The organism is Moritella sp. 28 (assembly GCF_018219435.1).
Taxonomy (GTDB): Bacteria; Pseudomonadota; Gammaproteobacteria; order Enterobacterales; family Moritellaceae; genus Moritella.
This window is the reverse complement of the sequence record NZ_CP056121.1, coordinates 4,619,452-4,646,199: the sequence shown is the minus strand read 5'-3', so window position 1 is coordinate 4,646,199 and position 26,748 is coordinate 4,619,452. Positions and strand designations below refer to the sequence as shown.

Annotated in this window: 18 protein-coding genes; 9 read left to right on the top strand and 9 right to left on the bottom strand. The window is 40.8% G+C overall.

What is annotated here, in order from left to right; translation table 11 throughout:
- Positions 1-137: 137 nt before the first annotated feature.
- Positions 138-1,334, top strand: coding sequence for an efflux RND transporter periplasmic adaptor subunit (locus tag HWV02_RS20670; RefSeq protein WP_211689258.1), 1,197 nt, complete (start codon positions 138-140; stop codon positions 1,332-1,334).
- Positions 1,331-4,423, top strand: a complete 3,093-nt coding sequence (locus tag HWV02_RS20665) for an efflux RND transporter permease subunit (protein WP_211689257.1) — start codon at positions 1,331-1,333, stop codon at positions 4,421-4,423. Before HWV02_RS20670 ends, HWV02_RS20665 begins: the two co-directional genes overlap by 4 nt.
- 107 nt (positions 4,424-4,530) lie before the next feature.
- On the opposite strand, the gene aspA is transcribed toward HWV02_RS20665, so the two are convergent.
- Complete coding sequence (gene aspA, locus HWV02_RS20660; protein ID WP_211689256.1) at positions 4,531-5,982, bottom strand: aspartate ammonia-lyase; 1,452 nt, start codon at positions 5,980-5,982, stop codon at positions 4,531-4,533.
- Positions 5,983-6,263: 281 nt separating this feature from the next.
- Positions 6,264-7,640, bottom strand: coding sequence for an MATE family efflux transporter (locus HWV02_RS20655; protein WP_255546959.1), 1,377 nt, complete (start codon positions 7,638-7,640; stop codon positions 6,264-6,266).
- 315 nt (positions 7,641-7,955) lie between these two features.
- On the opposite strand from HWV02_RS20655, the gene HWV02_RS20650 reads away from it, so the two are divergent.
- From HWV02_RS20650 to HWV02_RS20640, 3 genes are all read left to right on the top strand, one after another.
- Entirely contained in the window at positions 7,956-8,246 is a 291-nt protein-coding gene (locus HWV02_RS20650) for a co-chaperone GroES (protein ID WP_045108838.1), read from the top strand.
- A gap of 66 nt (positions 8,247-8,312) precedes the next feature.
- Positions 8,313-9,950: a chaperonin GroEL gene (gene groL / locus HWV02_RS20645; protein ID WP_211677695.1), complete on the top strand. Its 1,638-nt coding sequence runs from the start codon at positions 8,313-8,315 to the stop codon at positions 9,948-9,950.
- 249 nt (positions 9,951-10,199) lie between these two features.
- Positions 10,200-12,194 (top strand): bifunctional UDP-sugar hydrolase/5'-nucleotidase, encoded by a 1,995-nt coding sequence (locus HWV02_RS20640; RefSeq protein WP_211689255.1) that lies wholly within the window; start codon positions 10,200-10,202, stop codon positions 12,192-12,194.
- A 104-nt stretch (positions 12,195-12,298) separates the two neighbouring features.
- On the opposite strand, the gene HWV02_RS20635 is transcribed toward HWV02_RS20640, so the two are convergent.
- Complete coding sequence (locus HWV02_RS20635; RefSeq protein ID WP_211689254.1) at positions 12,299-13,396, bottom strand: alkene reductase; 1,098 nt, start codon at positions 13,394-13,396, stop codon at positions 12,299-12,301.
- A 210-nt stretch (positions 13,397-13,606) separates the two neighbouring features.
- Between HWV02_RS20635 and HWV02_RS20630 the strand changes: the two genes are divergently transcribed.
- A complete protein-coding gene (locus HWV02_RS20630; protein ID WP_211689253.1) occupies positions 13,607-14,533 on the top strand; it encodes a LysR family transcriptional regulator in 927 nt (308 codons plus the stop codon).
- 41 nt (positions 14,534-14,574) lie between these two features.
- On the opposite strand, the gene HWV02_RS20625 is transcribed toward HWV02_RS20630, so the two are convergent.
- From HWV02_RS20625 to HWV02_RS20610, 4 genes are all read right to left on the bottom strand, one after another.
- Positions 14,575-15,558, bottom strand: coding sequence for an MDR family oxidoreductase (locus HWV02_RS20625; protein WP_211689252.1), 984 nt, complete (start codon positions 15,556-15,558; stop codon positions 14,575-14,577).
- 120 nt (positions 15,559-15,678) lie between these two features.
- On the bottom strand, positions 15,679-16,314 hold the full coding sequence (locus HWV02_RS20620; protein ID WP_211677690.1) for a TetR/AcrR family transcriptional regulator: 636 nt from the start codon (positions 16,312-16,314) through the stop codon (positions 15,679-15,681).
- 195 nt (positions 16,315-16,509) lie between these two features.
- A complete protein-coding gene (locus tag HWV02_RS20615) occupies positions 16,510-17,793 on the bottom strand; it encodes an outer membrane protein transport protein (RefSeq protein ID WP_211689251.1) in 1,284 nt (427 codons plus the stop codon).
- Positions 17,794-18,426: 633 nt separating this feature from the next.
- A complete protein-coding gene (locus HWV02_RS20610) occupies positions 18,427-18,774 on the bottom strand; it encodes a hypothetical protein (RefSeq protein WP_211677688.1) in 348 nt (115 codons plus the stop codon).
- Positions 18,775-19,091: 317 nt separating this feature from the next.
- Here HWV02_RS20610 and HWV02_RS20605 point away from each other — a divergent pair, with 317 nt between their 5' ends.
- Positions 19,092-20,387 carry an NAD(P)/FAD-dependent oxidoreductase gene (locus HWV02_RS20605; protein ID WP_211677687.1) on the top strand — a complete coding sequence of 432 codons (1,296 nt, stop codon included), beginning with the start codon at positions 19,092-19,094 and terminating at the stop codon, positions 20,385-20,387.
- A 74-nt stretch (positions 20,388-20,461) separates the two neighbouring features.
- Here the strand turns inward: HWV02_RS20605 and epmB are convergent, their stop codons facing one another.
- A complete protein-coding gene (epmB, locus tag HWV02_RS20600; RefSeq protein WP_211689250.1) occupies positions 20,462-21,475 on the bottom strand; it encodes an EF-P beta-lysylation protein EpmB in 1,014 nt (337 codons plus the stop codon).
- 44 nt (positions 21,476-21,519) lie between these two features.
- Between epmB and efp the strand changes: the two genes are divergently transcribed.
- On the top strand, positions 21,520-22,086 hold the full coding sequence (efp, locus tag HWV02_RS20595) for an elongation factor P (protein ID WP_211677685.1): 567 nt from the start codon (positions 21,520-21,522) through the stop codon (positions 22,084-22,086).
- A gap of 204 nt (positions 22,087-22,290) precedes the next feature.
- On the top strand, positions 22,291-23,265 hold the full coding sequence (epmA, locus tag HWV02_RS20590) for an elongation factor P--(R)-beta-lysine ligase (RefSeq protein WP_211689249.1): 975 nt from the start codon (positions 22,291-22,293) through the stop codon (positions 23,263-23,265).
- 85 nt (positions 23,266-23,350) lie between these two features.
- Here epmA and mscM read toward each other — a convergent pair whose 3' ends face one another.
- A complete protein-coding gene (mscM, locus tag HWV02_RS20585) occupies positions 23,351-26,683 on the bottom strand; it encodes a miniconductance mechanosensitive channel MscM (RefSeq protein WP_211689248.1) in 3,333 nt (1,110 codons plus the stop codon).
- Positions 26,684-26,748 lie beyond the last annotated feature (65 nt).

Sequence of the window (26,748 nt, the reverse complement as noted above, 5' to 3'; positions counted from 1 at the left end):
GCGTTAATTAATATTAAAGTGGACTGTACCGTCCAGTCTACATTTGATATTATCCAGACTGGACTCTGGAGTCCACTTTGTGTGAGCTCTGAAATAAAGCGTTGAGTTGAGTTGAACGTAAATAAAGGATAATGATTATGTCTAAAAAGAATCACCTCTCTGTGTTGTATGTAAAACGAGCACAGTGGTTAAGTATATTGCTAATTATGCTTGCATTGCAAGCTTGTAGTGATGTCGTTGCGAATGAAACGCAGGTTGCGTCGCAGTATTTACAAGCAAGTAGTGGGCACTTAACCAAACAAACGAGTTACGAAGTCGAGAATAAGTTTGTTGGTAAGGTGATTGCTAAGCAAGATGCTAATTTAGGTTTCGAATTCGCAGGCATTATCAAGACGCTACATGTGATTGAAGGTCAGCAGGTTGTTAAAGGTCAATTGCTGGCAGAGCTAGACATACAGTTACTATTAATTGAACGTACTAAGCTCGAAGCACAATTGCAGCAAGCGCAAGCGGAATTTGATCTGATTGAAGCAAATCTAAAGCGGTTAAGTTCGCTCATTTCACGTGGATTTACTTCTGAGCAAAATATTGATGAGTTATCGTCGCAAAAGCGAGTTATTGCCGCGAAGATCCGCAGTACGTTATCTGCATTGGATGCAAGCCAGTATCATATTGATAAGTCTAAACTGTTAGCGCCATTTGATGGTATTGTTAGCAGCCGCCAAATTGCCGAAGGCGAAGTGGTTGCTGCTGGTACTACGGCATTTAGATTATTACAAACAGGTGCGTCCGAGGTCACGATTGGTGTGCCAGCAAGTTTTATTCCTCAGCTGCAAGGCAAGAATCATCAAGTCGAAATTGCTGGTGTTAATTACGCTGTTCGTTTACTTAGCATGGGTAACGAAGTGGATAAGGTGACCCGAACGATAAGTTTGCGCTTCACATTGGTTGATAACAGTCCTGTTTATAATGGCCAATTAGCTTATTTGTCTTTGTCGCAGGAATACCAACAACCGGGTTACTGGATCCCATTAAGTGCCATTACTGATGGCGTGCGCGGTATGTGGAATATTTATACCTTAGAGCACGACAGACTACAGAAGGATCTTGAGGATCATTCGGCAGATGAAGTTTTTCAGTTAAAAAGCACTACAGTCACAATATTACATGCCACTGAAACAGCTGCATATGTACAAGGTGATCTACAGAGTAATCAGGCGTATGTGAATACCGGTATTCATCGTTTCGTGCCGGGGCAAAAAGTAAGGGTTAATCATCAGCAAGCGTTTGCAAATAAAGCGTCATATTCTGCAACTACGGAGAATGAAATATGATTAAGGCGTTTACTGAAAATAATCGTCTGATAGCACTGCTGATTACTTTATTAATTGTCGCTGGATTAGGCTCATTATCAACACTGCCACGTACGGAAGATCCTAGGATCACGAACCGTAATGCCAGTGTGTTGACTATACTGCCTGGCGCGAGTGCTGAGCGTGTTGAAGCTATGGTAACTGAAAAAATTGAACAGAAGTTACGTAAACTTGCTGATATTAAGCATATTACGTCGACATCTCGAGCGGGAATTTCAATTGTACAGTTAGAATTACACGATACTAACTATGATCCTGTACCAGTGTGGTCTCGAGTTAGAGATCTGCTTAATGACGTAACAAGTGAGTTACCGCCAGCAGCAATTGCACCACGTTTAGAAGACGATAGGGGTTATGCCTATACGCAATTAATTGCAGTTAAATGGGAAGGAAATAGCGCTGTTGATTTGACTACATTAGGTCGTTACGGTAAAGAATTACAGAGTCAGTTAAAGGTGATTTCGGGGACTGATATTGTCAGTTTGTTTGGTCGTGGTGAAGAGCAAATATTGGTAGAAATAGATAAGCATTTAGCGGCTAATTTGTCGTTATCGACACAAGCTATTTCGAATATTATTTTAGCTGCTGATGCTAAGGTATCTGCGGGTAACATCATCAATGACTATAATCAAATGCAGATTGAAGTGGCTGGATCGTTCGACTCTGTCGATCGGATCCGTCACATTCCTCTGCTAAATGACAGTAAAGGCGGTGTGGTTCGTTTAGGTGATATTGCCAACGTTAGTAAAAAATTACAATGGCCAGCTCAAGAGGTTGCATTGGTTGATGGTCAATATGCCGTCGTTGTATCGACTCGTATGTTACCTAACTTACGAATTGATAAGTGGAGTGAAAAAGTTGATGAGGTCGTGGCTGGATTTACTCAAAGACTGCCAACTTCATTAACTACTGAAGTACTTTTTGATCAATCCACATATACAGAAGATAGGCTGCAAGACCTGGTGAGTAATATCCTCATTGGTTTTTCGATCATTGCAGTGGTGCTGTTAGTGACTTTAGGCTGGCGCGCGGCATTAATCGTTACTTTATCTCTCCCTTTAACTGTATTGTTTACTTTGACCGTGATGAATTATTACGGATTACCTATTCATCAAATGTCTGTTACTGGCTTAGTTGTTGCTTTGGGCATTATGGTTGATAACGCGATTGTAATGGCTGATACCATCCAAAAACGTCGTCAACAGGGGTTGGCTGCCAGCGTTGCGGTGCAAGGTGCGATTAAGCATTTATGGTTACCTTTACTCGGCTCTACACTAACGACTATATTGGCTTTTATGCCAATTGTGATGATGCCTGGTCCTAGTGGTGAGTTTGTCGGTGGCATTGCGCTGAGTGTGATCTTTGCCTTAATCGGCTCGTATATCGTTTCACATACTATCGTTGCTGGTTTATCTGGTCGTTTTATTGCTAGCAATGGGAAAAATGGCGAGAGACGAAGTTCTACTTGGTATAATGATGGTATTGAGTTAAATGGTTTAGCGAAGGCTTTTCGCAAGTCATTAGTCTTGGTACTCGCGAGGCCTAAACTTAGTATTGCTTTGGTATTTATCTTACCTTTGAGTGGTTTTATGTTGGCTAAACAGTTGGATGAACAGTTTTTTCCAGCGTCGGATCGTGACATGTTCCATATTGAATTATTCATGCCTGTGCAAACCAGTATTGTTGCCACCGAGGCCATGACGAGAACGATCAGTGATTTGTTAGCGCAACAGCAAGGTATCAGTAAGGTTCGCTGGTTTATTGGTAATAATGCCCCGTCTTTTTACTATAACTTGATGCCGAATAAAGATGGTGCGCAGTATTATGCCCAAGCTATGATTACTGGTGATAGTTTCCAACGTGTTAATGAGCTGATCCCTGAATTACAAATTTTGCTTGATGATGCGATCCCTGAAGCACAAATATTAGTGCGTAAATTAGAGCAAGGCCCTCCGTTTAAAGCCCCTATCGAATTACGCTTGTTTGGCCCTAATTTAGATACCTTGAAAGCCCTAGGCGATGAAGCAAGGCGGATCTTAATTGGTACCAAAAATGTGATCCACACGCGTGCAACAATCCAACCAGGGTTACCAAAAGTATGGTTAAAAATTAACGAAGATGTCAGTCAGCTAGCTGGTTTAACATTGACTGATGTGGCAACACAATTACAATCGACATTACATGGTACGGTAAATGGTTCTATTATCGAAGCAACGGAATCGATTCCAGTTCGCGTACGTATTGCCAATGATCAGCGCAGTAGCTTGTCTGACCTCGCTAACATTAGTCTTAGTTCTCCACAATCACACAGTAGCATCCCACTGGTGGCACTAACGGAGCTGGCATTAAAGCCGAGTCGTGGTGCTATTCCACATCGAGATGGTGTACGGGTTAATACTGTTGAAGGTTACTTAGTTGCGGGGACGCTACCGTCGACTGTGCTTAGTGATTTTTCGGCGCGTCTAGCGAGCGAAGGCTTTGTATTACCACCTGGTTATAGCATGGAGTTTGGTGGCGAGTCTGCTAAACGTGATGAGGCTGTGGGTAAACTTTTAGCGAGTGTTGGCGTTATCATGATGTTACTTATTATTATTGTGGTACTGTCCTTTAACTCGTTCCGTTTGGGTGGTGTGATTGTATTATCCGCTATTCAATCGGTGGGACTGGGCTTATTTAGTGTGTACGTATTTAATTACCCATTTGGTTTCACTGTTATTATTGGTTTACTTGGCTTGATGGGATTAGCGATTAATGCCGCAATTGTAATTTTGGCTGAATTAAAATCAGATCCGAAAGCGGTCGCTGGCGATACCGATGCCATTATTAATGCTATCACCAGCTGTACTCGCCATATTACTTCAACGACGATCACTACGGTGGGGGGATTCTTACCATTAATCTTAGCGGGTGGTGGTTTCTGGCCTCCGTTTGCCATTGCCATCGCGGGTGGGACGGTATTAACGACTTTATTATCGTTTTATTTTGTACCTGCGATTTTTGTATTAATGAGTCGTAAAAGACCCTTTGAGGTAACGGCTGTCGCAGCTTAGTTGTAAAGGGAATTAAAGAATCGCCGTACAGGTTATTTGAGATATACAAAAATCCCCGTTACTGTTTATGGCAGTAACGGGGATTTTTATTCAAACTGCTAACTTATTTATATTGCTTTCGCGAAACGTTGTGCAGTGTATTTTGGATTCATTAAGTTTTCGATAGAGAAGATTTCATCTAACTCAGCTTCTGACAATAAGCCGCGCTCTAATACTACTTCACGTACACTCTTACCTGTTTCAGCACAGATTCGACCGATAGTATCGCCTTCATGATGACCAATGAATGGGTTTAAGTAAGTGATGATACCAATTGAATTGAGGACGAAGTCTTGGCATACCTTACGGTTAGCGGTAATGCCTTTGACACATTTATCTTGTAGTGAGAAACAGGCATTTTCTAATAATGTCAGTGATTCAAATAGGCATTGACCAATCACAGGTTCCATGACGTTTAATTGTAATTGACCGGCTTCTGCAGCCATAGTGATGGTTATGTCGTTACCACACACTTTAAATGCTACTTGGTTAACCACTTCAGGGATCACTGGGTTTACTTTTGCTGGCATGATTGAAGAACCAGCTTGCATTTCGGGTAGGTTAATTTCATTTAAACCAGTACGTGGACCAGAAGACAGTAAACGTAGGTCGTTACAAATCTTCGATAGTTTCACTGCGAAACGTTTTAATGCACTTGATAACATCACATAAGCGCCACAGTCTGATGTTGCTTCTACTAAATCTTCTGCTGGCACAAATGGGTGACCGGTAATTTCAGCTAATTTTGCAATAGCTAACTCTGAATAACCTACTGGTGTATTTAAACCAGTACCAATTGCAGTTGCGCCTAGGTTAATTTCGAGCAGTAATTCTTGGCAACGTTTAATGCTTTTTATTTCTTCTCTGAGGGTAATGCCAAAAGCACGGAACTCTTGACCTAATGTCATCGGTACCGCGTCTTGTAATTGGGTACGACCCATTTTTAATACGTCATTAAACTCTTCGGCTTTCGTTAGGAATGTTTCGCTTAATGAAGTTAGCGCGGCTAATACAGCATTACTACGTTCAAACAAAGCAACACGGAAGCCAGTAGGATAGGCATCGTTGGTACTTTGACTTTTATTGACGTGATCATTTGGGTTAATGTGGCTGTAAGCGCCTTTAGCATGTCCCATTTGCTCTAGCGCAATATTAGCTAATACTTCGTTGGTATTCATGTTTACAGATGTACCTGCGCCACCTTGGAATGCATCAATCGGGAATTGAGCGTAAAATTTATCAGTCGCCAGCAAAGTGTCACAAGCATTTACGATCGCGTCACTAATGTGTGGTGGGATAGTGCCTAAAATACCATTGGCTAATGCTGCTGCTTTCTTAGTTTTTACCATGCCACGTACAAATTCAGGACAGTCACCGATCTTCTCACTACTGATATGGAAGTTTTCCATCGCTCTTAATGTGTGAATACCGTAATAAGCTTTCGCTGGTATTTTTTTAACACCTAATAAGTCAGTTTCTAAACGGGTTTCTTGAGTAAAATCGGTTGCTAATACAGTCATGAATACACTCTGCTATGTGATAAAACGTAGGAAGGAAAACAAAATTAATGCGTGGATAATACGTTGTATTATTGTTAATAAAGTGGGCTTAGATCACCTTTTTCAACAAAGTTTTAAGAATGCTAAATATATTTTATTTTGGCCTAAGAAACAGCAAGTTTGTTGGATTATTAGTGAATATTAGTGCTGTAAATTTAGTGTTTATGGTTTGATTCATTAACACGGGGAAATTGGTGAACATGTATGCTGTTTAGCTGATTTCTATTGTCTTATTCACAACATTACTTTAGCTGAAATTCATTCTCTAATTTATCGCCTAATTCATTACGCAGCTCGATGCGTAATTGCTGGGCGTAATATAAAGCTAATAAACCGATTAAAACATTGGCGCTAGCGATACCAAAGAAAATCCCTTTTTCACCATAATAAAAACCACCAAGACTCGATAGGCTAATGATTAGCAGAGAGCGCAGCACGCTAAGACTCAGTGCTGGCATAGGTCGATTTAAGCCGTTTAAACTAGACGCGACCGCCATCATAATACCCTGCATAGTAAAAGTCGCAGGAATAATATAAAGGTATAAAGATAAGTGGCTGATCACCGCTACATCATCACTGAATAACGTCGCTATATAAGGGGCAGCTAAGGCAATGATTAGATAAATGCTTAATTGTGAAATTAGCGAGTAACGGATCGCCAGTTTGATCGCGGTTAAGCAACGCTGTGGATTCTTCGCTGACGAGTTTTGAGCGATGAAAGGCGCGAGCATCGAGCTTACCGCGATCATGCCGATTAATAAAATCGCTTCCAGCCGCGTTCCTGCCCCATAAGCGGCCACCGCTGTGGTGCTAAACGCCGCTAATTGCCACATCACAAAGGCATTGTTCACTGGACTTAACATATTGGTCAAAGAGGCTGGCAACCCTATCGCCGCAATCTTACGCCAATTTTTTAACATCTTGGCTAGGTTTGGTTTGGTTAATAGCAATAACTGTTCACGATAACGCAATAAGTAAATCGCCACTGCAAAGGTAATTAACCAGGATAAACCAGACGCAATAGCAGCGCCTTTTACACCGAGTTCAGGAAAAGGACCTATGCCAAAAATAAGTAATGGGTCGAGTATGCCATTCATAAAACCAGCAATGATCATGACTCTGCTTGGGGTTTTTGTATCACCAGTGGCGCGAATAGCGGCATTGCCAACCATAGGGATAACGAGGAAGGGGATCGCGACATACCAATAGAACATATAATCTTGAATGTAGACCATTAAAGTATCTGTCGCACCCAGCAACCGAAATAATGGTTCTATGCTGTTAATACCAATAACAGCGACGGTTAATACAGTAGTAAGTGCTAACAATAGTCCGTCAGAGGTTAATCGTGCCGCATCTTGGTGCAGACCTTGACCTAATAAACGCGCTAAGCAAGCAGATAAACCCGTGCCTAAGCCCATGGCTAATGCGGAAACAAAAAAAGTGACTGGGAAGGTAAAACTAATCGCGGCTAAGGCTTGTGTACCCAGCAAGCTAACAAAGTAAGTGTCCACTAAGCTAAAGCCAAGTACAGCTAATAAACCATAGGCCATAGGTACTGCCATTTTTGTCATTACCTGAGAGACGGGTGCCGAGAGAAGGCCGTGTTTATCTTTCAATACTGATTACCTAAAATGTTTGCTAACGTGATGGCTAAAAAGTCACTGAGAAGGTTTATGGACTAAATTTAGTTCGGGCTATATTACGCGTTTCTTTGTCAACAAAAAGTTTTGTTTTATACTTTTACCTGACATTTACATTTATATTTATAGAAACAACCTAAAAACGCCATGTAAGGCGTGAATTTATTAACTATTTTTCGCTTTTCCCTTGAGTTGGAAAGCAGTTGCCCCGATATATTACTCCATAGTCATGGTGTCGGTAAATAATCGGCCATTGATATTCGCAACATGTATTCTTTAGGAGATCTTTAAATGACAATTCGTCCACTACACGATCGCGTGATCGTTCGTCGCCAAGAACAAGAAACTAAATCAGCAGGCGGTATCGTACTTACTGGTGCATCTGCGACATTATCGACACGCGGTGAAGTTATTGCTGTTGGTAACGGCCGTTTATTAGATAGCGGTGAAGTACGCCCACTGGCTGTTAACGTTGGCGATACTGTTATTTTTAGTGAAGGCTATGGCGTTAAAACTGAAAAGCTAGAAGGCAAAGAAGTTTTAATCATGAGTGAAGCTGATATTTTAGCTATCGTTGAATAAATTTAAACATTTATTTTTGATAGACCTAATACCAAAAAATTAAAAGATTTTAAAAGGACAATTAAGATGGCTAAAGACGTAAAATTCGGCTTAGACGCACGCGATAAAATGCTTAACGGCGTAAACATTCTTGCGAATGCAGTTAGAGTAACATTGGGCCCTAAAGGTCGTAACGTAGTAATCGATAAAAGCTTCGGCGCACCATTAATCACTAAAGATGGTGTTACTGTTGCGAAAGAAATCGAGTTAGAAGATAAATTCGAAAATATGGGCGCACAAATGCTGAAAGAAGTTGCTTCTCAAGCAAATGAAGCGGCTGGTGACGGTACAACTACAGCAACAGTGCTTGCACAAGCAATCGTTAATGAAGGCCTAAAAGCCGTTGCTGCGGGCATGAACCCAATGGATCTGAAACGCGGTATTGACCAAGCGGTTAAAGCTGCAGTTACAGAACTAAAAGAACTGTCAGTACCTTGTTCAGATACGAAAGCAGTTGAACAAGTTGGTACTATCTCGGCAAACTCTGACGCAAGTGTAGGTAAAATCATTGCTGAAGCAATGGATCGTGTTGGTAAAGAAGGTGTTATTACGGTTGAAGACGGCCAAGCACTGGAAGACGAACTAGATGTTGTTGAAGGTATGCAGTTCGACCGTGGTTACCTATCACCTTACTTCGTAACAAACCAAGAAACGGGTAGCGTTGAATTAGAATCACCATTTATCTTATTAGTCGATAAGAAAGTATCTAACATTCGTGAACTACTACCTGTACTTGAAGGCGTAGCTAAAGCATCTAAACCATTATTAATCATTGCTGAAGACCTTGAAGGCGAAGCTCTGGCTACATTAGTAGTGAACAACATGCGTGGTATTGTTAAAGTTGCAGCTGTTAAAGCACCTGGCTTTGGCGACCGTCGTAAAGCAATGTTACAAGATATTGCAATGCTAACTGCTGGTACTGTTATCTCTGAAGAGATCGGTATGGAGCTAGAAAAAGCGACTGTTGCAGAACTTGGCCAAGCAAAACGTATCATCATCACGAAAGATGAAACAACGATCATTGATGGTATCGGTGACGAAGCGACTATCCAAGGTCGTGTCGCTCAAATCCGTAAGCAAATCGAAGATTCGTCTTCAGATTACGATAAAGAGAAACTACAAGAGCGTGTTGCTAAACTTTCTGGCGGTGTTGCGGTAATTAAAGTTGGCGCAGCAACTGAAATCGAAATGAAAGAGAAAAAAGCCCGCGTTGATGATGCATTACATGCAACTCGCGCAGCGGTTGAAGAAGGCGTTGTAGCTGGTGGTGGTGTTGCACTTGTTCGCGCTGCTGCAGCAATCCAAGGTCTTGAAGGTGATAACCAAGATCAAACAGTCGGTATTAAAGTTGCACTAAGAGCAATGGAAGCACCATTACGTCAAATCGTGCAAAATGCTGGTGATGAAGCATCTGTTGTGGCAAACAACGTTCGTGAAGGCGAAGGTAGCTACGGTTACAACGCTGGTTCTGGTGAATATGGCGACATGATTGCGATGGGCATCTTAGATCCAACTAAAGTAACACGTTCAGCACTACAGTTTGCTGCATCTGTTGCGGGTCTTATGATCACGACTGAAGCAATGATCACTGACGTACCTGTTGATGCATCAGCTCCTTCTATGCCTGATATGGGCGGAATGGGTGGAATGGGCGGTATGATGTAATCGTAAGTTACGATTATATCTCTGTCTTTAGTGGTTAAACGCTAAGCCTCAGAAGAATAAAAAAGCCTTAATCGGATATGTTATATCGTGATTAAGGCTTTTTTTGTGACTATGATTCAGAAATCTTACCTAGCTTAGTGGTATCCATCGGTCTATACATTGCTTGATACATTGCTTGATACATTATTATTGGTATAGTGCAGTTCATTCAACGCACTTAATATTAATCCCTGACCGTAAAGGAATATCATGATGTTTTCAAAACCGTTTACCGCACGCTTAACCGCTGTTTCTGTCGCGTTATTATTAGCGGGCTGTGCCCAAACATCACAACCTGACGATGTATTTAACCTGACTGTTGCCCATATCAATGATACCCATTCCAACTTCGATCCTGTGAAGTCGAGCTTTACAGCGAATGGCGACAGGGTTTATAACGAATTTGGTGGCCATCCTCGTTTAAAAACCATGTCTGATGAGTATAAGCAGGAAGCAGAGAAAAATGATGAAAGCTTTTTATTCTTACATGGCGGTGATGCGTGGCAGGGCAGTGCGTACTTCAAGTTAAATGAAGGCGCGATGAATGCAGACATCTTAAGTATGTTTGGTATCGATGCAATGGCATTAGGTAATCATGAATTCGATCTTAACAATGCGAAACTTAATCAGTTCATCAGTGACATTAATTTTCCGGTATTAGCAGCAAATGTCGATACTAGTGAGGATGCAGATTTAAAAGACCAAACCAATTTACGTCCTTTCATGGTGTATGCGTTTGATGGTAATAAAAAGACGGCGTTGACGGATTTAGATAACCTACCTACAGATAAAGACTTGGTGGCGGTATTTGGTTTAGCACTGGATAACATGGCTAATATTGCACCGAATACGGGTGATGTTAAATTCTTAAACATGGTGACGTCTGCACAAGCGACCGTTGATATGTTGAAAGCGAAAGGCGTGAACAATATTATCGCCTTAACGCACATTGGCAATGCGGTAGACGTCGATGTAGCAAGTAAAGTAAACGGCATTGACTTGATAGTGGGTGGTCACTCACATACGTTGTTAGGTGATTTCACTAACCTTGGATTACACAATAACGGCACGTATGCGCAGATGGTGAAAAACCCAGATAATATGGGTCAAACCTGTGTGGTACAAGCGGGTGAATATGCACAAGCAATTGGCCGTTTACAAGTAAGCTTTAATCAACAAGGTGACATCGTTAACTGTAATGGCCATAACGTATTACTGAGCAATGATGAATTCTATTCACAGCCATCACGACAAGCGAGTGAAAAGTTTGATACAGCAGCGACGCAAGGTGTGGTTGAGTTTATTGATCAAGCAGACAACATCACGATCACTGCTGAAGAAGCGGCAATGCGTAAACGTATTGATGTGAACTACAAGCCTGCGGTTGATAACGCTTACGGTAAAACCATTGCTCAAGTACCAGTAGAATTAAAACATGAACGTCGTCCTGGCGATCGTGGCAGTGATAAACATGGTTCTGATGTAGCGCCTATTTTAGCTGAAGGCCAGTACTTCTGGGCAAATACAGCCGAAGTTCAAAAAGTAACAGGGATGAAAGTTGATTTTGCTTTAATCGGTGCTGGTGGTATTCGTACTAACATTGAAGCGGGTGAGTACCGTGCGGGCAACGTGTCGTTAGAAATGCTGCCATTTTCTAATTTTATGTCTGTAGTACCTGTGTCGGGTAAAGTGATTAAAACATTAATTAACGACACGGTCACTGCAACACTTGCTGCAGGTTCACACGCAGGTAAATTCCCTTATGGCGGTCACATCCGTTATAGCTACACAGAAACAGTCGCTAACAAAGCGGGTAAAGTTGATTTTGTGGAAGTGATGAGTGGTACAACTGATGCGCCATCATGGACTGCGATTGAAGATAGCAAAACTTATAATGTTGCGTTAAACAACTACAACGCGACGGGTAACGATGGTTGGACTCCGTTCTATGAAGCACAAAAGAACAGCTCTAAGCGTGTTGATTTAGCGTACGTTGATGGCAAGCTAACTGGTTTTAAAGTGAAGAATATTGCAAAGTTTGGTAAGAAATACAAAGTAAATTACCAAGGTGAAGCGCCAAACTGTAAAGCGGCGAACACTGTGTGTAATACCGATGCACAAGCGGTCATTGATTACATCAGTAGTGAACGTAATACATTAACGCCACTTAACTATGAAGTAGTGACGTTTAATCGCGCACAGTAGTGTACTAATAGCGACAGTTTAAGCAAACTGAATAGTCCTGCAAATTAATCGAATCCTCAGCCTTATTGACGAGACTGAGGATTTTTTTATCTTCAATGCTGCAATTAAAGAGCATCGAGAGTTGGATAATCAGTGTAACCAAGTGTGTTACCACCAAACAGCGTCGCGCCGTCTAAGTCAGCGAGTTCATTGTTGTTCTTTAAACGTGAAACCAAGTCTGGATTTGACACGAATGGACGACCGAAGGCTACTAGGTCTGCGTAATCTTGGCTTAGTATTTCATTTGCACGTTCTTGCGTGTAGCTACCCGCGACAATGATGGTGTTAGTGAAAATTTGTCGCAACTCAATACGAAAGCTCTCAGGGATCACGGGTGCATCATCCCAATCCGCTTCTGATAAGTGCATGTAAGCGATATCACGCGCTTGTAATGCTTTTGATGCATTAAGGATTGTTGGAACGATATCTGGGCAGTCCATATCTTTAAATGTGATGAATGGCGCAAGGCGAACCCCCACCTTATCTGCACCGATTGCTTCAATTACAGCATCAACAACTTCAAGCAAGAAACGGAGACGGTTCTCACGCGTGCCGCCATAGCGGTCTGCTCGCTTGTTTGAGTTTGTGCGAAGGAATTGGTCGATCAGATAGCCATTACCACCGTGGATCTCAACCCCATCAAAACCCGCTTCTACAGCACGTTTTGCAGCGTAAGCAAAATCGCTAATAACGCGATTTATGTCGGCTTGATTCATCGCTCGGGGTTGAATGCAATCAACCATGTTGCCGTTACCTTGGTCATCAGAAATCCAAACTTTAGTTTCAACTGGTGCTAGGGCTGAAGGTGCGATAGGTAGTTCACCTTTCTGAAATGTAGGGTGAGAAACGCGACCCACATGCCATAGTTGGCAAAACATAGCGGCACCTTGGTCGTGTGCAGCTTTAGTTATTGGTTGCCAGCCTTTTACTTGTTCGTCGGTGTAAACACCTGGAGTGAATGAGTAACCCTGAGAATCATCTGAAATTTGAGTCGCTTCAGAAATGATTAAACCAGCAGTTGCACGTTGCTTGTAGTATGTTGCCATCATTTCATTTGGTATGTTACCTGGTTGACTTGTGCGAGCGCGGGTCATTGGAGCCATGACCACTCGGTTTTGTAAATCCAAATTTTTTAAGTTTGTTTTCTGAAATAATTTACTCATCGGTGTTTCCATGATTTTTCCTTAGTAAGTCGAAATGACTATTAATGATTAAGGCGAGTTAAGTTGGAGGACAGCGGCTGCAGCGTAAAGGAACATGCCTGGACCCGTATTGCTTCCGTTAATGATTGTTATTATATTCCTTCGTTTAATTTTGATAATTGGATAAAATGTGAAATCATTATTCGGATAAACTGAATAATAGGGGGGGAGATGGATAAATTTTCTGATATGACCATGTTTGTGAGCATTGTTAAACACCATGGGCTTGCTGCAGCGGGTCGTGAGCTAGGTCTTTCTCCTGCGACAATGACTGCTAGACTTCAGACTCTTGAAGAAAGGTATGGTGTGAAGCTGCTTAACCGAAGCACAAGGCATGTGTCGTTGACGGACTCTGGTGAGCTTTATCATAAAGCCTGTATTGAGATATTAGAGAATGTAAGTGAAGCCGAAAACCTTATCCTAAATGGTGTAAAAGAAGTGAAAGGTTCACTAAAAATCTCTGCGCCAAAGGACATAGGCAAGCAATACATTCTGCCTATATTGTCTGAGTTCTGTAAGCAATATCCAGATGTGGTGCCGTATCTATATCTGAACGATGATGTTTCTAATATTGCAGAATCGGGTATCGATATTGTTATTCGGTATGGAGAGCTTGCAGACAGTAGTTTGATATCTCGACGACTATCATCCAGCCAACGAGTGCTATGCGCATCGCCAGAATACCTCGCAAAGCATGGCACGCCATTAACGCCACAGGATTTGGTTAATCATGATTGTCTCGCAATGATCCGCAGTCATGAGGAACTTAAAACATGGCACTTTCAAGATCAAGATAAAAAGAACGCGATCACAGTTATTCCTAAGCGATTCTCAGATGATGGTGAAGTTATTCGATATTGGGCATTAGAGGGGGCGGGGATAGCGCTTAAATCTATTCTAGATGTACAAGATGATATTCATCATTTACGCCTTGTTACCGTGCTTAATGGCTATATGACGAATTTTAATGCATCAACTTCAGTATCAAGCGCAGATTTAAATGTGGTGTATATTAGTAAGAAGTACCAACCGAAACGAATTAGACTATTTTTGGACTTTTTGTTTGATAGATTCTGCGGGATGACTAAAAAGCAGTAGGTACGGATCCTACTGCTATGCCATGTTGATTTAATGACAAATTATTGTTGTAAATTAACCATTACACGACCGCGCACTTTACCTGCCATTAGATCATGCGCTGTTGCTACAGCGTCATCTAAGCTGATCTCTGTGCCAATAGACGTAAAGTCACCGTCTGTTAATAAATCGGCTAAACGTGCCCATGCTTCTTCTCTGTCTGCAAGTGGACGCATAACACTGTCGATCCCCGCTAACGTAATACCACGTAAAATAAAGGGTGCTACGCTTGCAGGAAAATCCATGCCTTGTGCTAAGCCACAGGCTGTCACCACACCACCGTATTTAAGACCTGCACATACATTGGTAAGTGTATGACTACCAACAGAGTCAATCGCAGCTGCCCAACGCTCTTTAACCATTGGACGGCCTGGTTCTGACAGTGTATTACGATCGATGATCTCAGCTGCGCCTAATGCTTTTAGGTAATCGGCTTCTTCTGGACGACCGGTCGATGCAATAACGCGATAACCCAGTTTTGCTAATAAGGTAATAGCAAAGCTACCAACACCACCATTTGCGCCTGTTACTAAAACATCGCCTTGTTCGGGCGTAATACCGTGACGCTCTAATGCAATAACAGATAACATGGCTGTATAACCTGCTGTTCCGATCGCCATTGCTTGCTTTGCAGATAGTCCTGCAGGCAGTTTGATTAACCAATCACTCTTGAGACGAGCTTTTTCGGCAAGGCCACCCCAATGTTTTTCGCCCACACCGAAACCATTCAGTAATACTTGATCGCCAGCTTGGAATTTATCGCTATTGCTTTGGGTGACAGTACCGACTAAATCGATACCTGGTACCATAGGGAAGCTACGTACGACAGGACCTTTACCTGTGATTGCTAAACCGTCTTTAAAGTTTAGTGTGCTGTAAGCCACATCAATACTCACATCACCTTCAGGCAGTTTTGATTCATCAATTGATTGTACTGACGCAGTATATTGCTCGTTATTTTTTTCGATTAAGATACCTTTAAACATGGTCCACTCCTAATATAGACTGGTCGTCTATTTAAATATAAAAAATTTTTATAACATTGAAATTGTATTGGAAATTAATGCCTTGATCGTTATTTTAGAATAAAGGCACATATGATTATTCTAGCTGGTGGCAATACTGGTAATAAACGTCGCGATATATAAATCCAACGGTTGCACTGACTGTACGAGTCGCGCACGCATCACTGCGCCTTCCCAACCAATCCAAAAGTACTCAGCTTGCTGTACGCAATTGATGTTCTGCTTGATGTCGCCTTGTTGCTGGGCAGTTTCTAAACACGCTTGCATCTTGGTTTGCCAAACAGCAAAAATGTCTTGCAGCACTAAGCGATAGCTTTGCGGTAAAATAGCCACTTCTTGGCCTAAATTACCAACCAAACAACCACGTTTAAACTCAAATTTAACAATGCCTTGTTTGGCTTCATCTGCGAATTTAACAATGCGTTGTAACGGTGCGATTGATTCATCAAGCAGGCATTTATCAAGTTTTGCAGCGAAGTAGCTGGCGTAGTTATCAATGACCGCCTGACCAAAATCTTCTTTACTTTTAAAGTAATAATAAAAAGATCCTTTTGGTACACCGACTTTTTTTAAGATGCCATCGATCCCTGCTGCTGCAAAGCCACTTTCCGTTAATACTTCGACACCACTGCGAATTAGCAGGGCACGGGTATCACTGTTTTCACGAGTTACTTTGGGTGGCCGACCTCGACGAGGTTTGGGCTTATTACTTGTCATATTTTCCATAATTTTATTATAGACCGACCGTCTATTTAATTGCAATGCGTAGATATAAAAAAGATCCTTAAATAGGATCTTTATTGATTTTGATCAGAAAACAAAAAAGACAGCCGAAGCTGTCTTTTTTAATGCAAAGTTGAACTGCTTAATGAAAAGCTGAACTACTTAGTACAAAGATGAATTAAGCTTGAATTAGAAGCTGTAGTTCATTTGTGCTGAGTAGATGTAAGCATCGCCACTTGATTTGAATGTACCTGAAGTTCCAGCTGCTAGTTCTTCTTTAAATTCGATCTCTTTACCTGCAACTAAAGCTGCAGCAAAATCAAATGATAATGCTGGGGTTGCTTTATAAGTTAGACCAGCTGTATACCATTGGCGATCTGTATCTGGGATACTAAGCGTTGCTTCACCAGCTTGTTCATCAAATGCATAACCCGCACGTAATGTCATAGCTTCAGAAAGGTAGTACTCACCACCAATCGCGTAGCGGCTCGAATCTTTATAGTCTTCTTTTTTCTCTAGGCAAACTCCTGGAGTCGAGCCAGGGAGTGGTATTTTACCACATTCAGAGCCTTCAGCTACAATATCTCCAAAGTCTGACCAAGTGGTGTACATCCAGCTATATGATACAGCGAACTTGTCTGTTAATTTGTGGTAACCAGAAACTTCTAAAATTGAAGGTAAGTTGATATCTAGCGTGCCATCAACTGTTTTTTGATCTAATAGCGGTGAACCGCTCATCAATGTTGATGATGCGATACCTGTGTACTCACCTTTTAATTCTGTTTTAACTTTTGATTTGTAGCTGATGCCTAAACGATTATTTTTGTTAATTTCATATAATGCACCAACATTCCAGCCAAAGCCGTAACCATCACCTTCCATCTCGGCAACATTCATAGTTGGATCATTGATTTTACCAGCACTTAATGCTGGAGCTAACGCACCTGCGTTACGTTTTAACTCTGCAGTTGCATAAACCAAGCTAACGCCCGCACCTACACTCAATTGTTCATTGATTCGGTAAGAAACATTCGGATTGAAGTTTACTGTCGCAATACTTGTGGTGCCTGCTACTACTCCTGCGGCATAATTATTTGGATATTCAGTACCCGTTCCATAATTAGAATAAATAGCTAAGCCTACAGCAACTTTATCGTTAATTGGTTGGATGTAGTACATAGCCGGAACGACTTGAGCAGGCGCTATATCTTCAGCCTTACCAAATTTACTACTTTCAGTATCAACATCTGGTGATACATAAGAAGCTACAACAGATAGTTGTGCTTTATCAAAAGTTGCCATCAACGCTGGGTTACGTGCAAGTGATGCTGCGTCGTCGCCGATTGCTGCTTCACCAGCGAATGCGCGGCCTAGGCCAGACGCTGAATGTTCACTAACCTGGAAACCAGCAGCCTGAACTTGGCTTGCTGCAAGTAATGCTGTAACTGCTAGAGCAACTTTATTAATTCTCATGTAAACCACCATATAAAATTTGAATTTATGAATGCGATATGTCTGTTCAAAAAAAATGAACTTTTTAAATACCCTTAAAACGTGTACTGAAATCTAATTCTTTCGTATTAGATCGTAAAGGTATTTTATCAATCTTTATGACAGCTTGTTGGTTTATCTAATACCTTTTCAACTTAACAATAATTTAACCTTACGTTACTTTACGTTACATCTTGTGGTTAAGTTGTTGTTATTAATGGTTAAGTATGGAGTTGTTAGTCATTTTCAAGTCATGAAAAAAAACACATCTGATCTGTTTGCAAATATTTAAATTATTACTATGTAATACTCCATATCGTAGAGCTAAGACTCTATAAAATAGCGGTTTTTTTGGTCGTTATAACAAAAAAGTATATATTTAGAGGTATTTATATTGTTTATTATTGATTTTTTTAACTCTATATTTTATTTATGGCATCTTTATTTGAAGATATCACTTGTTCTAGATAGGATTTTTAGCTTTTATTTGGCTGGTTCTATTGAGGTTAGTCTTTATGCTAGAGGTGGGGGGGTCAAGTCGAGGATAATTTTACTTTGTTTTACAGCGCTAAAAAGCGGCTGATGCCGCTTTTGGTTTTAGAGGATGTGATGTAGCTACTCTCCAATATTACTTGGTGTGCTTTTCTTCTCTTTTAATTGCTCAGAGAATTGACCAAGTACATTATGCATTTGCTGTAATTTACCTAGGAATGCAGCGATAGCTACGTCAAACCCTTCTTCATCTGTTTTTGGTAACGCTTGCTGATCTTCAACTAATTCTTCCATATAAGGTAAGAATCGGTTTGAATTCGCTTTGAAGCCACTGTCTGAAGCAAAGATAGCGCTAAACTTTCCCATTTTTCGTTTGCTTAATAACGTTAAAAATTCATCTGCCTCGATAGCTGGGTGGTAAAAGCTTTTTAGCTGTGCAGTTAGCTGTTCATGAAGTTCTTGATTTGTCATAGCGCCGGTATTCTTATCGATAAAAGGGTCGGTATTATATACCTAAGTCACTTAAAGATGCTATATCAGAGACTCGCTTGAATATAGGCATCTTAACTCGATTGGGGGTTATATTTTTCTGTTGATGAAATTAGGTTATGCTAGTTAATTGATATTCTAAATATGATCTAGCTCAATTTAGCTAGATTTAGAACTGAAAATCATGCTTTAATACTCGGCCAACGGAATGATTTAGCAAGAGTCACATCTGCTTAGTTGTATCAGTTAACTGCTGTGCTGACAGTTGTTAACTGATACATTTATGAGGACGTAATAAGATGAAAAAAATTCTTGTGATCGGAGGCGGTGCTGGTGGCCTTGAGCTTGCTACGCAACTGGGTCGTAAATTGGGTAAAAAAGGGAAAGCGAGCATTACGCTGGTGGACCGTAACAAAACCCATTTATGGAAACCGCTATTACATGAAGTGGCGACTGGTTCACTTGATACCGGTATTGATGCGCTTAGTTATGCTGCACATGCGAAGAACCAAGGTTTTGATTTTCAATTAGGTAATTTTTCAGGTTTAGACCGTGACACGAAAACAGTCACAATTGCACCTTTATATAATGATAGTGATGAATTACTGATTGCTGAGCGTACCTTGCAATACGATTACTTAGTATTAGCTATTGGTAGTATGTGTAATGACTTTAATACTAAAGGTGTTAAAGAGAACTGTATTTTCTTAGACAGTCCTGATCAAGCACATCGTTTTCACAAAGCATTATTAAATCAATTTTTATTACATGGCGCAAGCAAAGCTAAAGATGCAAAAGTAAATATTGCAATTGTGGGTGCTGGTGCGACTGGTGTTGAACTTTCTGCTGAGTTACACAATACCGCATCGCAATTATCGGCTTATGGTTTTACTAATGTAAATCAAGAATCGTTAAATGTAACCTTAGTTGAAGCGGGTAAGAGTATTTTACCTGCATTACCGTCACGTATTTCTGCTGCAGCACATCATGAGCTAACTAAAATTGGTGTTGATGTACGTACCGAAACGATGGTGACGGAAGCGAATAGTGAAGGCTTGGTAACGAAAGATGGTGACACTATTCCTGCATCATTGATGGTATGGGCTGCAGGTATTAAAGCGCCTGATTTTATGAAAGACATTGCTGGGCTAGAAACGAATCGTATTAATCAGATCGTGGTTAAAGATAGTTTACAAGCAAGCCGTGATGACAGTATTTTTGTTATTGGTGATTTAGCCTCTTGTGCACAAGCCGATGGTTCATTTGTACCGCCGCGTGCCCAAGCCGCACATCAAATGGCAACGATTGCGTTTAAAAATATCATGGTGTTAATACAGGGTGGATCAACGTTAAAACCTTTCGTTTATCATGATCATGGTTCATTGGTATCGTTAAGTAGCTTTAGTACTGTGGGTAGCTTAATGGGAAACCTGACTAAAGGTAGCATGATGGTCGAAGGTCGTATTGCGAGAATGGTGTATATTTCGTTGTACCGCATGCATCAAATTGCGTTGCACGGTTATGTTAAAACCGGACTGATGATGTTGGTTGGTAGTTTGAACCGGGTATTACGTCCAACGTTGAAACTGCATTAATCGCGACTAGACTAAGGTTTAGAGAGTTAAAAGGAATGGCCTAGTGGTCATTCCTTTTTTATTGTCTGGTTTAATTAAATAGAAATCGGTGTTTTACTTTTCTCGCCACCTATTTCACGAACTAACTTCGGCACTAAAAAACCCGGTAAACGTAATAACAGTTGGTTCATTATCTCGACTGCTTTTTCTTCAGGCACATCAAAATGAGTAGCCCCTTCGACTTTATCGAGCAGATGTAAATAGTATGGCTGAATTCGATTATCAAAAAGGCGTTCGTGTAATTCCACTAAATCATCAGCATTGTCATTAATGTCCGCTAATAACACCGCTTGGTTATATAAACTGATGCCAGCAGTGGTGAGTTTAGCTAACGCTGCGGGCAATTCAGCAGCTAATTCATTGGGGTGGTTAATGTGCAATACTACACTGCAACGCAAACTCGATTTTTTTAGCAGCGTAACGAACTCATCGGTAACACGGCTGGGCATCACCACGGGTAAACGTGTATGTATGCGTAGACGTTTAAGATGTGGGATCAGCTCTAATTGTTCAACCAACCAGCCCAGTTGCTCATCGCTCGCCATAAGCGGGTCGCCGCCACTAAAAATAACCTCGATGATCTCAGGTTTAGAACGGATATAGTCAATCGCTTGTTGCCATTCGTGTTTGTTATTACTATTGTCTTGATAAGGAAAGTGACGACGGAAACAATAGCGACAGTTGATCGCGCAACCGCCACGGACAATAAAGAGTACACGGTTTGTGTATTTATGCAGTAACCCAGGCACCACAGATTCATGCTCATCAAGGGGGTCTTTAATGAATCCAGTCTTTTGAATGAATTCTTGTTGTTTTGGCATTACTTGCAGAAATAGCGGGTCTTTTGGGTTACCTTTTTCCATGCGATCTACAAATGATTGCGGTACGCGCATAGGAAATAACTGCCTTGCCGCAAAATCAGTCTGGAAAGCTTCTTCGGGAAGTTCTAGTATAAAAAGTAGCTTTCTGGGATCTGAAATGGCACTTGCTAAGTCTTTTTTCCAATTTTCCTGCATCTTTGCTCCATTTCGGGTTATCATTTGCGGCATTATTGAACTCTAATTATTGAAATCTATTTTTTCATGAGGATAACATGGCAACATACAAAACCAGTGACTTTAAAGGCGGCTTAAAATTCATGCTTGATAATGAGCCTTGCTCTATCATCGAACATGATCATGTAAAACCAGGCAAAGGCCAAGCATTTCACCGCGTTAAAGTTCGTCGTTTAATTTCTGGTAAAATTTTAGAAAAAACATTTAAGTCTGGTGAAACTGTTGAAGCAGCAGACGTAATGGAATCAGAATTAGCGTATCTATATAACGATGGTGAATACTTCCATTTTATGAACAATGACTCGTTTGAGCAAGTTGAAGCTGACGTAAAAGCGGTTGGTGATACGGCTAAATGGCTTGTTGAACAAGATATCTGCGTTATTACTACGTGGAATGATAACCCAATTGCTGTTACACCACCAAACTTTGTTGAATTGGAAGTAACAGAAACAGATCCTGGCCTAAAAGGCGATACACAGGGTACGGGTGGTAAACCTGCAACATTAACTACAGGTGCCGTTGTGCGTGTACCTTTATTCATCCAAATCGGTGAAGTAGTGAAAGTTGATACACGTACTGGCGAATATGTTGGCCGTGTAAAATAAGTTGATTTTACGCTAACCTAATTAGCGTTTAGGAACGATAAAATGCCAGTCTTTGACTGGCATTTTAGTTTTTGGCAAACCAGTAAATAATGATTCAGATACATAGCGTTATAATATTAATTAAAGTAAGTCGGCCATTTTTAATTAGTGTTATACAGATGATAAATAGCTTTAACGTTTTAGGTAATGACAACCGGAGTAAATATGAGTGACGTAAATTGGCAACCTAGTGCAAGTTTTACTGCCCTGCGTGCGCGAGCGAAAGTATTAAATACTATCCGTGAGTTTTTTACGCAACGAGATGTGTTAGAAGTGGATACACCAGCAATGAGTCAAGCCGCTGTTACCGATGTACATTTAGATGCATTTAGCACGGTATTTGTTGGTCCTGGTTACAGCCAAGGTCTGACCTTATATTTACAAACATCACCTGAATTTCACATGAAAAGATTGCTAGCAGCAGGCAGTGGTTGTATCTATCAAATAAGTAAATCGTTTCGTAATGAAGAAGCTGGCCGTCACCATAATCCCGAATTCAGCATGCTAGAGTGGTATCGTATTGATTTTGACCATTTTCAATTGATGGATGAAATGTCTGAGCTACTAACCCTAGTATTAGGTTCTGGTAAAGAGCAGCGCTTCACTTATCAAAATGCATTTAAGCAATTCTTACAGTTAGATCCGTTAACCGCGTCGATGGATGAATTACGTCAAGCGGCAAAACCGTACGGGGTTTATGACGTGTTAGAGAATGAACCTGATCGAGATACGATCTTACAGTTATTATTCTATGTGGGCGTAGAGAGCCAAATTGGTCAGGATGTACCGTGTTTTATTTATGACTTCCCTGCATCGCAGGCGGCATTGGCCCGTATCAGCCCACAAGACACTCGTGTAGCAGAGCGTTTTGAAGTGTATTTCAAAGGTATTGAGCTTGCGAATGGATTCCATGAGTTAGCGGATGCAAAAGAACAGTTATCGCGTTTTACTGCAGACAATAACAAGCGTAAAACGATGGATTTACCAGAACAGCCTATCGACCATTATTTAATTGATGCACTCACCGCTGGTTTTCCTGACTGCGCAGGCGTCGCATTAGGTGTTGATAGGTTAGTGATGTTAGCGACAGATGCGAATAGCCTTAATGACGTAATCGCTTTTCCAACACCGCGCGCATAATTTGTGTTTAAAAGCTGAAAGGGTGAGTCGTTCTATTGTTTGAATTTAAGAAACATTCACTCACTCTTTCAACGGTAGATTAAGCCTATCTTAAGCTACCTTTTTTCATACTCATTATATGGCCGCTATCACTTACTTTTATGCCATTTTTTACATTTAGGTCCAATTGTTGTAGCGCAATGCGAATATTATGCTCTTTGAACACTTGATTGATACGGGTATTAAGTGCGTGCGTCATCGTTAAACGATGGCCCATTTCGGCGACATAACAGCGTACTTCAAAGCATAATGAATGTTGCCCAAACTCAATAAAGAATACTTCTGGCCCTGGATTTTCAAGACTTAAACTATTTTCTTCGGCACAATCTAATAGCAGTTTGGTGACCAGTTCAATATCCGAATTAAATTCCACCCCAATATTAATGATCACACGGGTAATAGAATCGGACAGTGACCAGTTAATAAATTGTTCAGTAATAAAGGCTTTATTCGGTACGATAATTTCCTTTCTATCCCAATCGACAATCGTTGTTGCTCGGGTCTGAATTTTACTGATACTGCCGGTTAATTCACGGATTGTGACGGTATCACCAATACGGATCGGTTTTTCAAATAAGATAATCAGACCGGATACGAAGTTGGCAAAAATTTCTTGTAAACCAAAACCCAAACCGACGGTTAGTGCTGCCACTAACCATTGTGTTTTTGCCCAATCGACACCTAAAAAGTTAAAGCCGACGACAAAACCAATTGAGATCGTCATATATTTGGCTAACGTGGTGATCGCAAAACCTGTACCTGGGCTAAGATCGAGATGTTGCAAAATAAGTAGTTCTAGCGCACCGGATAAATTACGTACCAATACCAGCGTTAGTACAAAAATAGTGATGGCTAATAGGCAGCTCTTTAAGGTAATCGGATCGATATATTCAACCCCGTTTAGGGTATTGGCTGCGTCCCAAAGCGTGATGGTATCAAGGAAGGTAAAGGCACTTTGAATTTCAGACCAAAATAGTGCATTTAGTGCGATGAATAATAAAGTTAACAAAGTACGTAATAAGCCGAGTGATTGTGCACTGATTTGATCCAGATCGATCTCGGGTTCTTCGATATCAAAATGGCTTTCTTGACTGGAATTTTGCTCACCCTTTTCAACTTCTTTCGCACGTTGTGCAATAATATCGATACGTTTGGCTTTAGCTCGCTCAAAGGCCAGGCGACGTTTTTGTAAGTGCATACCGCGGCGGATCAAATAATAAGTGAGTAAGAAGAACACCCCCATTAATAAGGATGACTCCATCTGTTTTAACAATACTTGCGCCGTATAGAGGTAGCCCATGAGTGCGATGATGGCTGACGCGATTGGTGCCATGATAAAGACAGTCCAAATAGAGTGGTGGACAATGTGCGGTTTGCCATTATTTTTTTTCTTATACGTTAGCGGTAATTTTTCGCGATATAAGCGGTAGTAGAACTGCGTTAATGCACAGCAAGTAATGATAAAGGCAAGACGACCTAGCGATCCATCATAGGCTTGTTCTGGATACTGATAACAAAGCACTTGGATGATGTAAGAAGGCCAAGAAATAAAAAATAGTACCTGATAATAACCCCAAATTTTGACGATTAGTGCTTTATCTATTTTAAGGTGAATTTGCAGTAAGCCCTTATGGCGGGTGAGGTTGCGCATAAACAGGTATATCACTAACAAAAATAGCGAGTCTTGTAATGCGTGGCCAATATTGACTGCAAAGGGGAATTCCCATGCGCTAATGAGCAGCTCTGTAATAATAAACAGTGAAAGTGGCAAGAGCAGCGCATCGGCGAATGAATACGCGAGATTCCGTAAGGTATAAGAAAACTTATCCTTTGTTACTTTACCAACCTTTGGATATATTTCGGCTATATGTTTGGTAAAATATTTATTCAGAGGAGCGTGTAAATAAATGAGACCGAGAATGAATAACAGCGCCAAACTTAACGTTGCTAAAGGTACAGAGAGTATGGCTTGTGGTATTGTGATACTGTTATCGATCGAGGCGATCCAAAGCATACTCGCCAAAAGTTCTGAAATTGTTTGAGTATTTATGAATGGAGAGCTCGGTACCCAGAATAAATGCTCATCAGCCTGCTGTTTAATTTGTACTAATGTGCTATTCATCTTGCTGTAACTGACTTTTAATTTCGTTTGCTCGTAGATGTGGTTATCTGAACTTGAAATAAGTTGGCTGAGTAACAGCCGACGTAATTCAATAAATCGTAATAAACTCTCATGTTCTACAGGTGTGAGTGTTTTTGTTGTTAGCGGTAGACTGTCTAATTGTGTCAGCATTTTTTTATAGCGAAAGCGTGCTAGGCGGCTTTCAACAATTTCATTTTCGAGTTTTGCTAGTGGTGGCTCACTCGGTAAGCTACTTACTTGAGCCCGTAAGTTTTCACCAAACGCAGAGCTGATTTTTAACCATTCTACTTGCTCATTAAAATTAGTGAGCGTTGTAGTGAGTGCATCTACTTGCTGTGTGATTGCTTGCTGTTTACGTTGAATAATTTCATTTTTAGCTGAAACGGTTGCAAGTTCTTTAGATAGCTCTTGATTTATTTCGAGTTGCAGCTGCAAAAATGGAGAACTGATCTGTGATGAGTCATTGATCTGTTTGCTACGCGCAATTGCGTCTTCGGTTTCTTTACGTAATATACTGTTACGTATATCTGTCAGCGTGGATAGGTACTTACTTACATCTTTTTGCTTCAGCCTAATCAAACGACGATTGAGTTGTGCTAATTCACTGCGATTACTGGCACTGAGTTGTTCAAGCTCTAACATCTGAATTTGCGTTGATAGCGATGATTCTTTGATTTGTAGTGAAATGCGTAGTGCTTCTTGATCACTATTTAAATTGCTGGGACCAGTACTAATAAGCTTATCAGATTCTTTTTGCGTATTGGTTAATTTTCTACGTAAGTGCTCGATATCAGTCTGAAATGAACTGATCCTAATTCCGATGGTAGTGAGCTCGCTACTACGCGTCTGTTGTTGTTGTTTTAAATCGGTAAGATTGGAATTTTGTTTGGCAATTGCTTGTTCGACTTTATTTAATGACCAGTCGCTTGGATCGGTAAATGTTGCGGGTATATGGTCTGCAATTCGAGCTTTTAATGTTTGTGAAGTCACTGGAAAGTCATCAATGATTTTTTGATAACTAACGGCTGTTTGACGGGCATCGGTATCTTCGGTGAGATCTTTTAAGGCTTGTTGATAGTATTTGAGCTGTAATTTAACCGAAGGTGTAGGCTCTAGTTCTTCAAGCTGAGATATGGTGTTGTTAAGCTGAGCCTCACCATAACTAAGTTGTGCATAAACTGGAGTACTAAATAATGAAAATAGAATAAGTAAAATTACATAATTTTTAGTCATCATAATATTTCATAAGCACAATTAATAATGTCATTTAATCTCGGTTTATCCGTTTTTACACTATATTA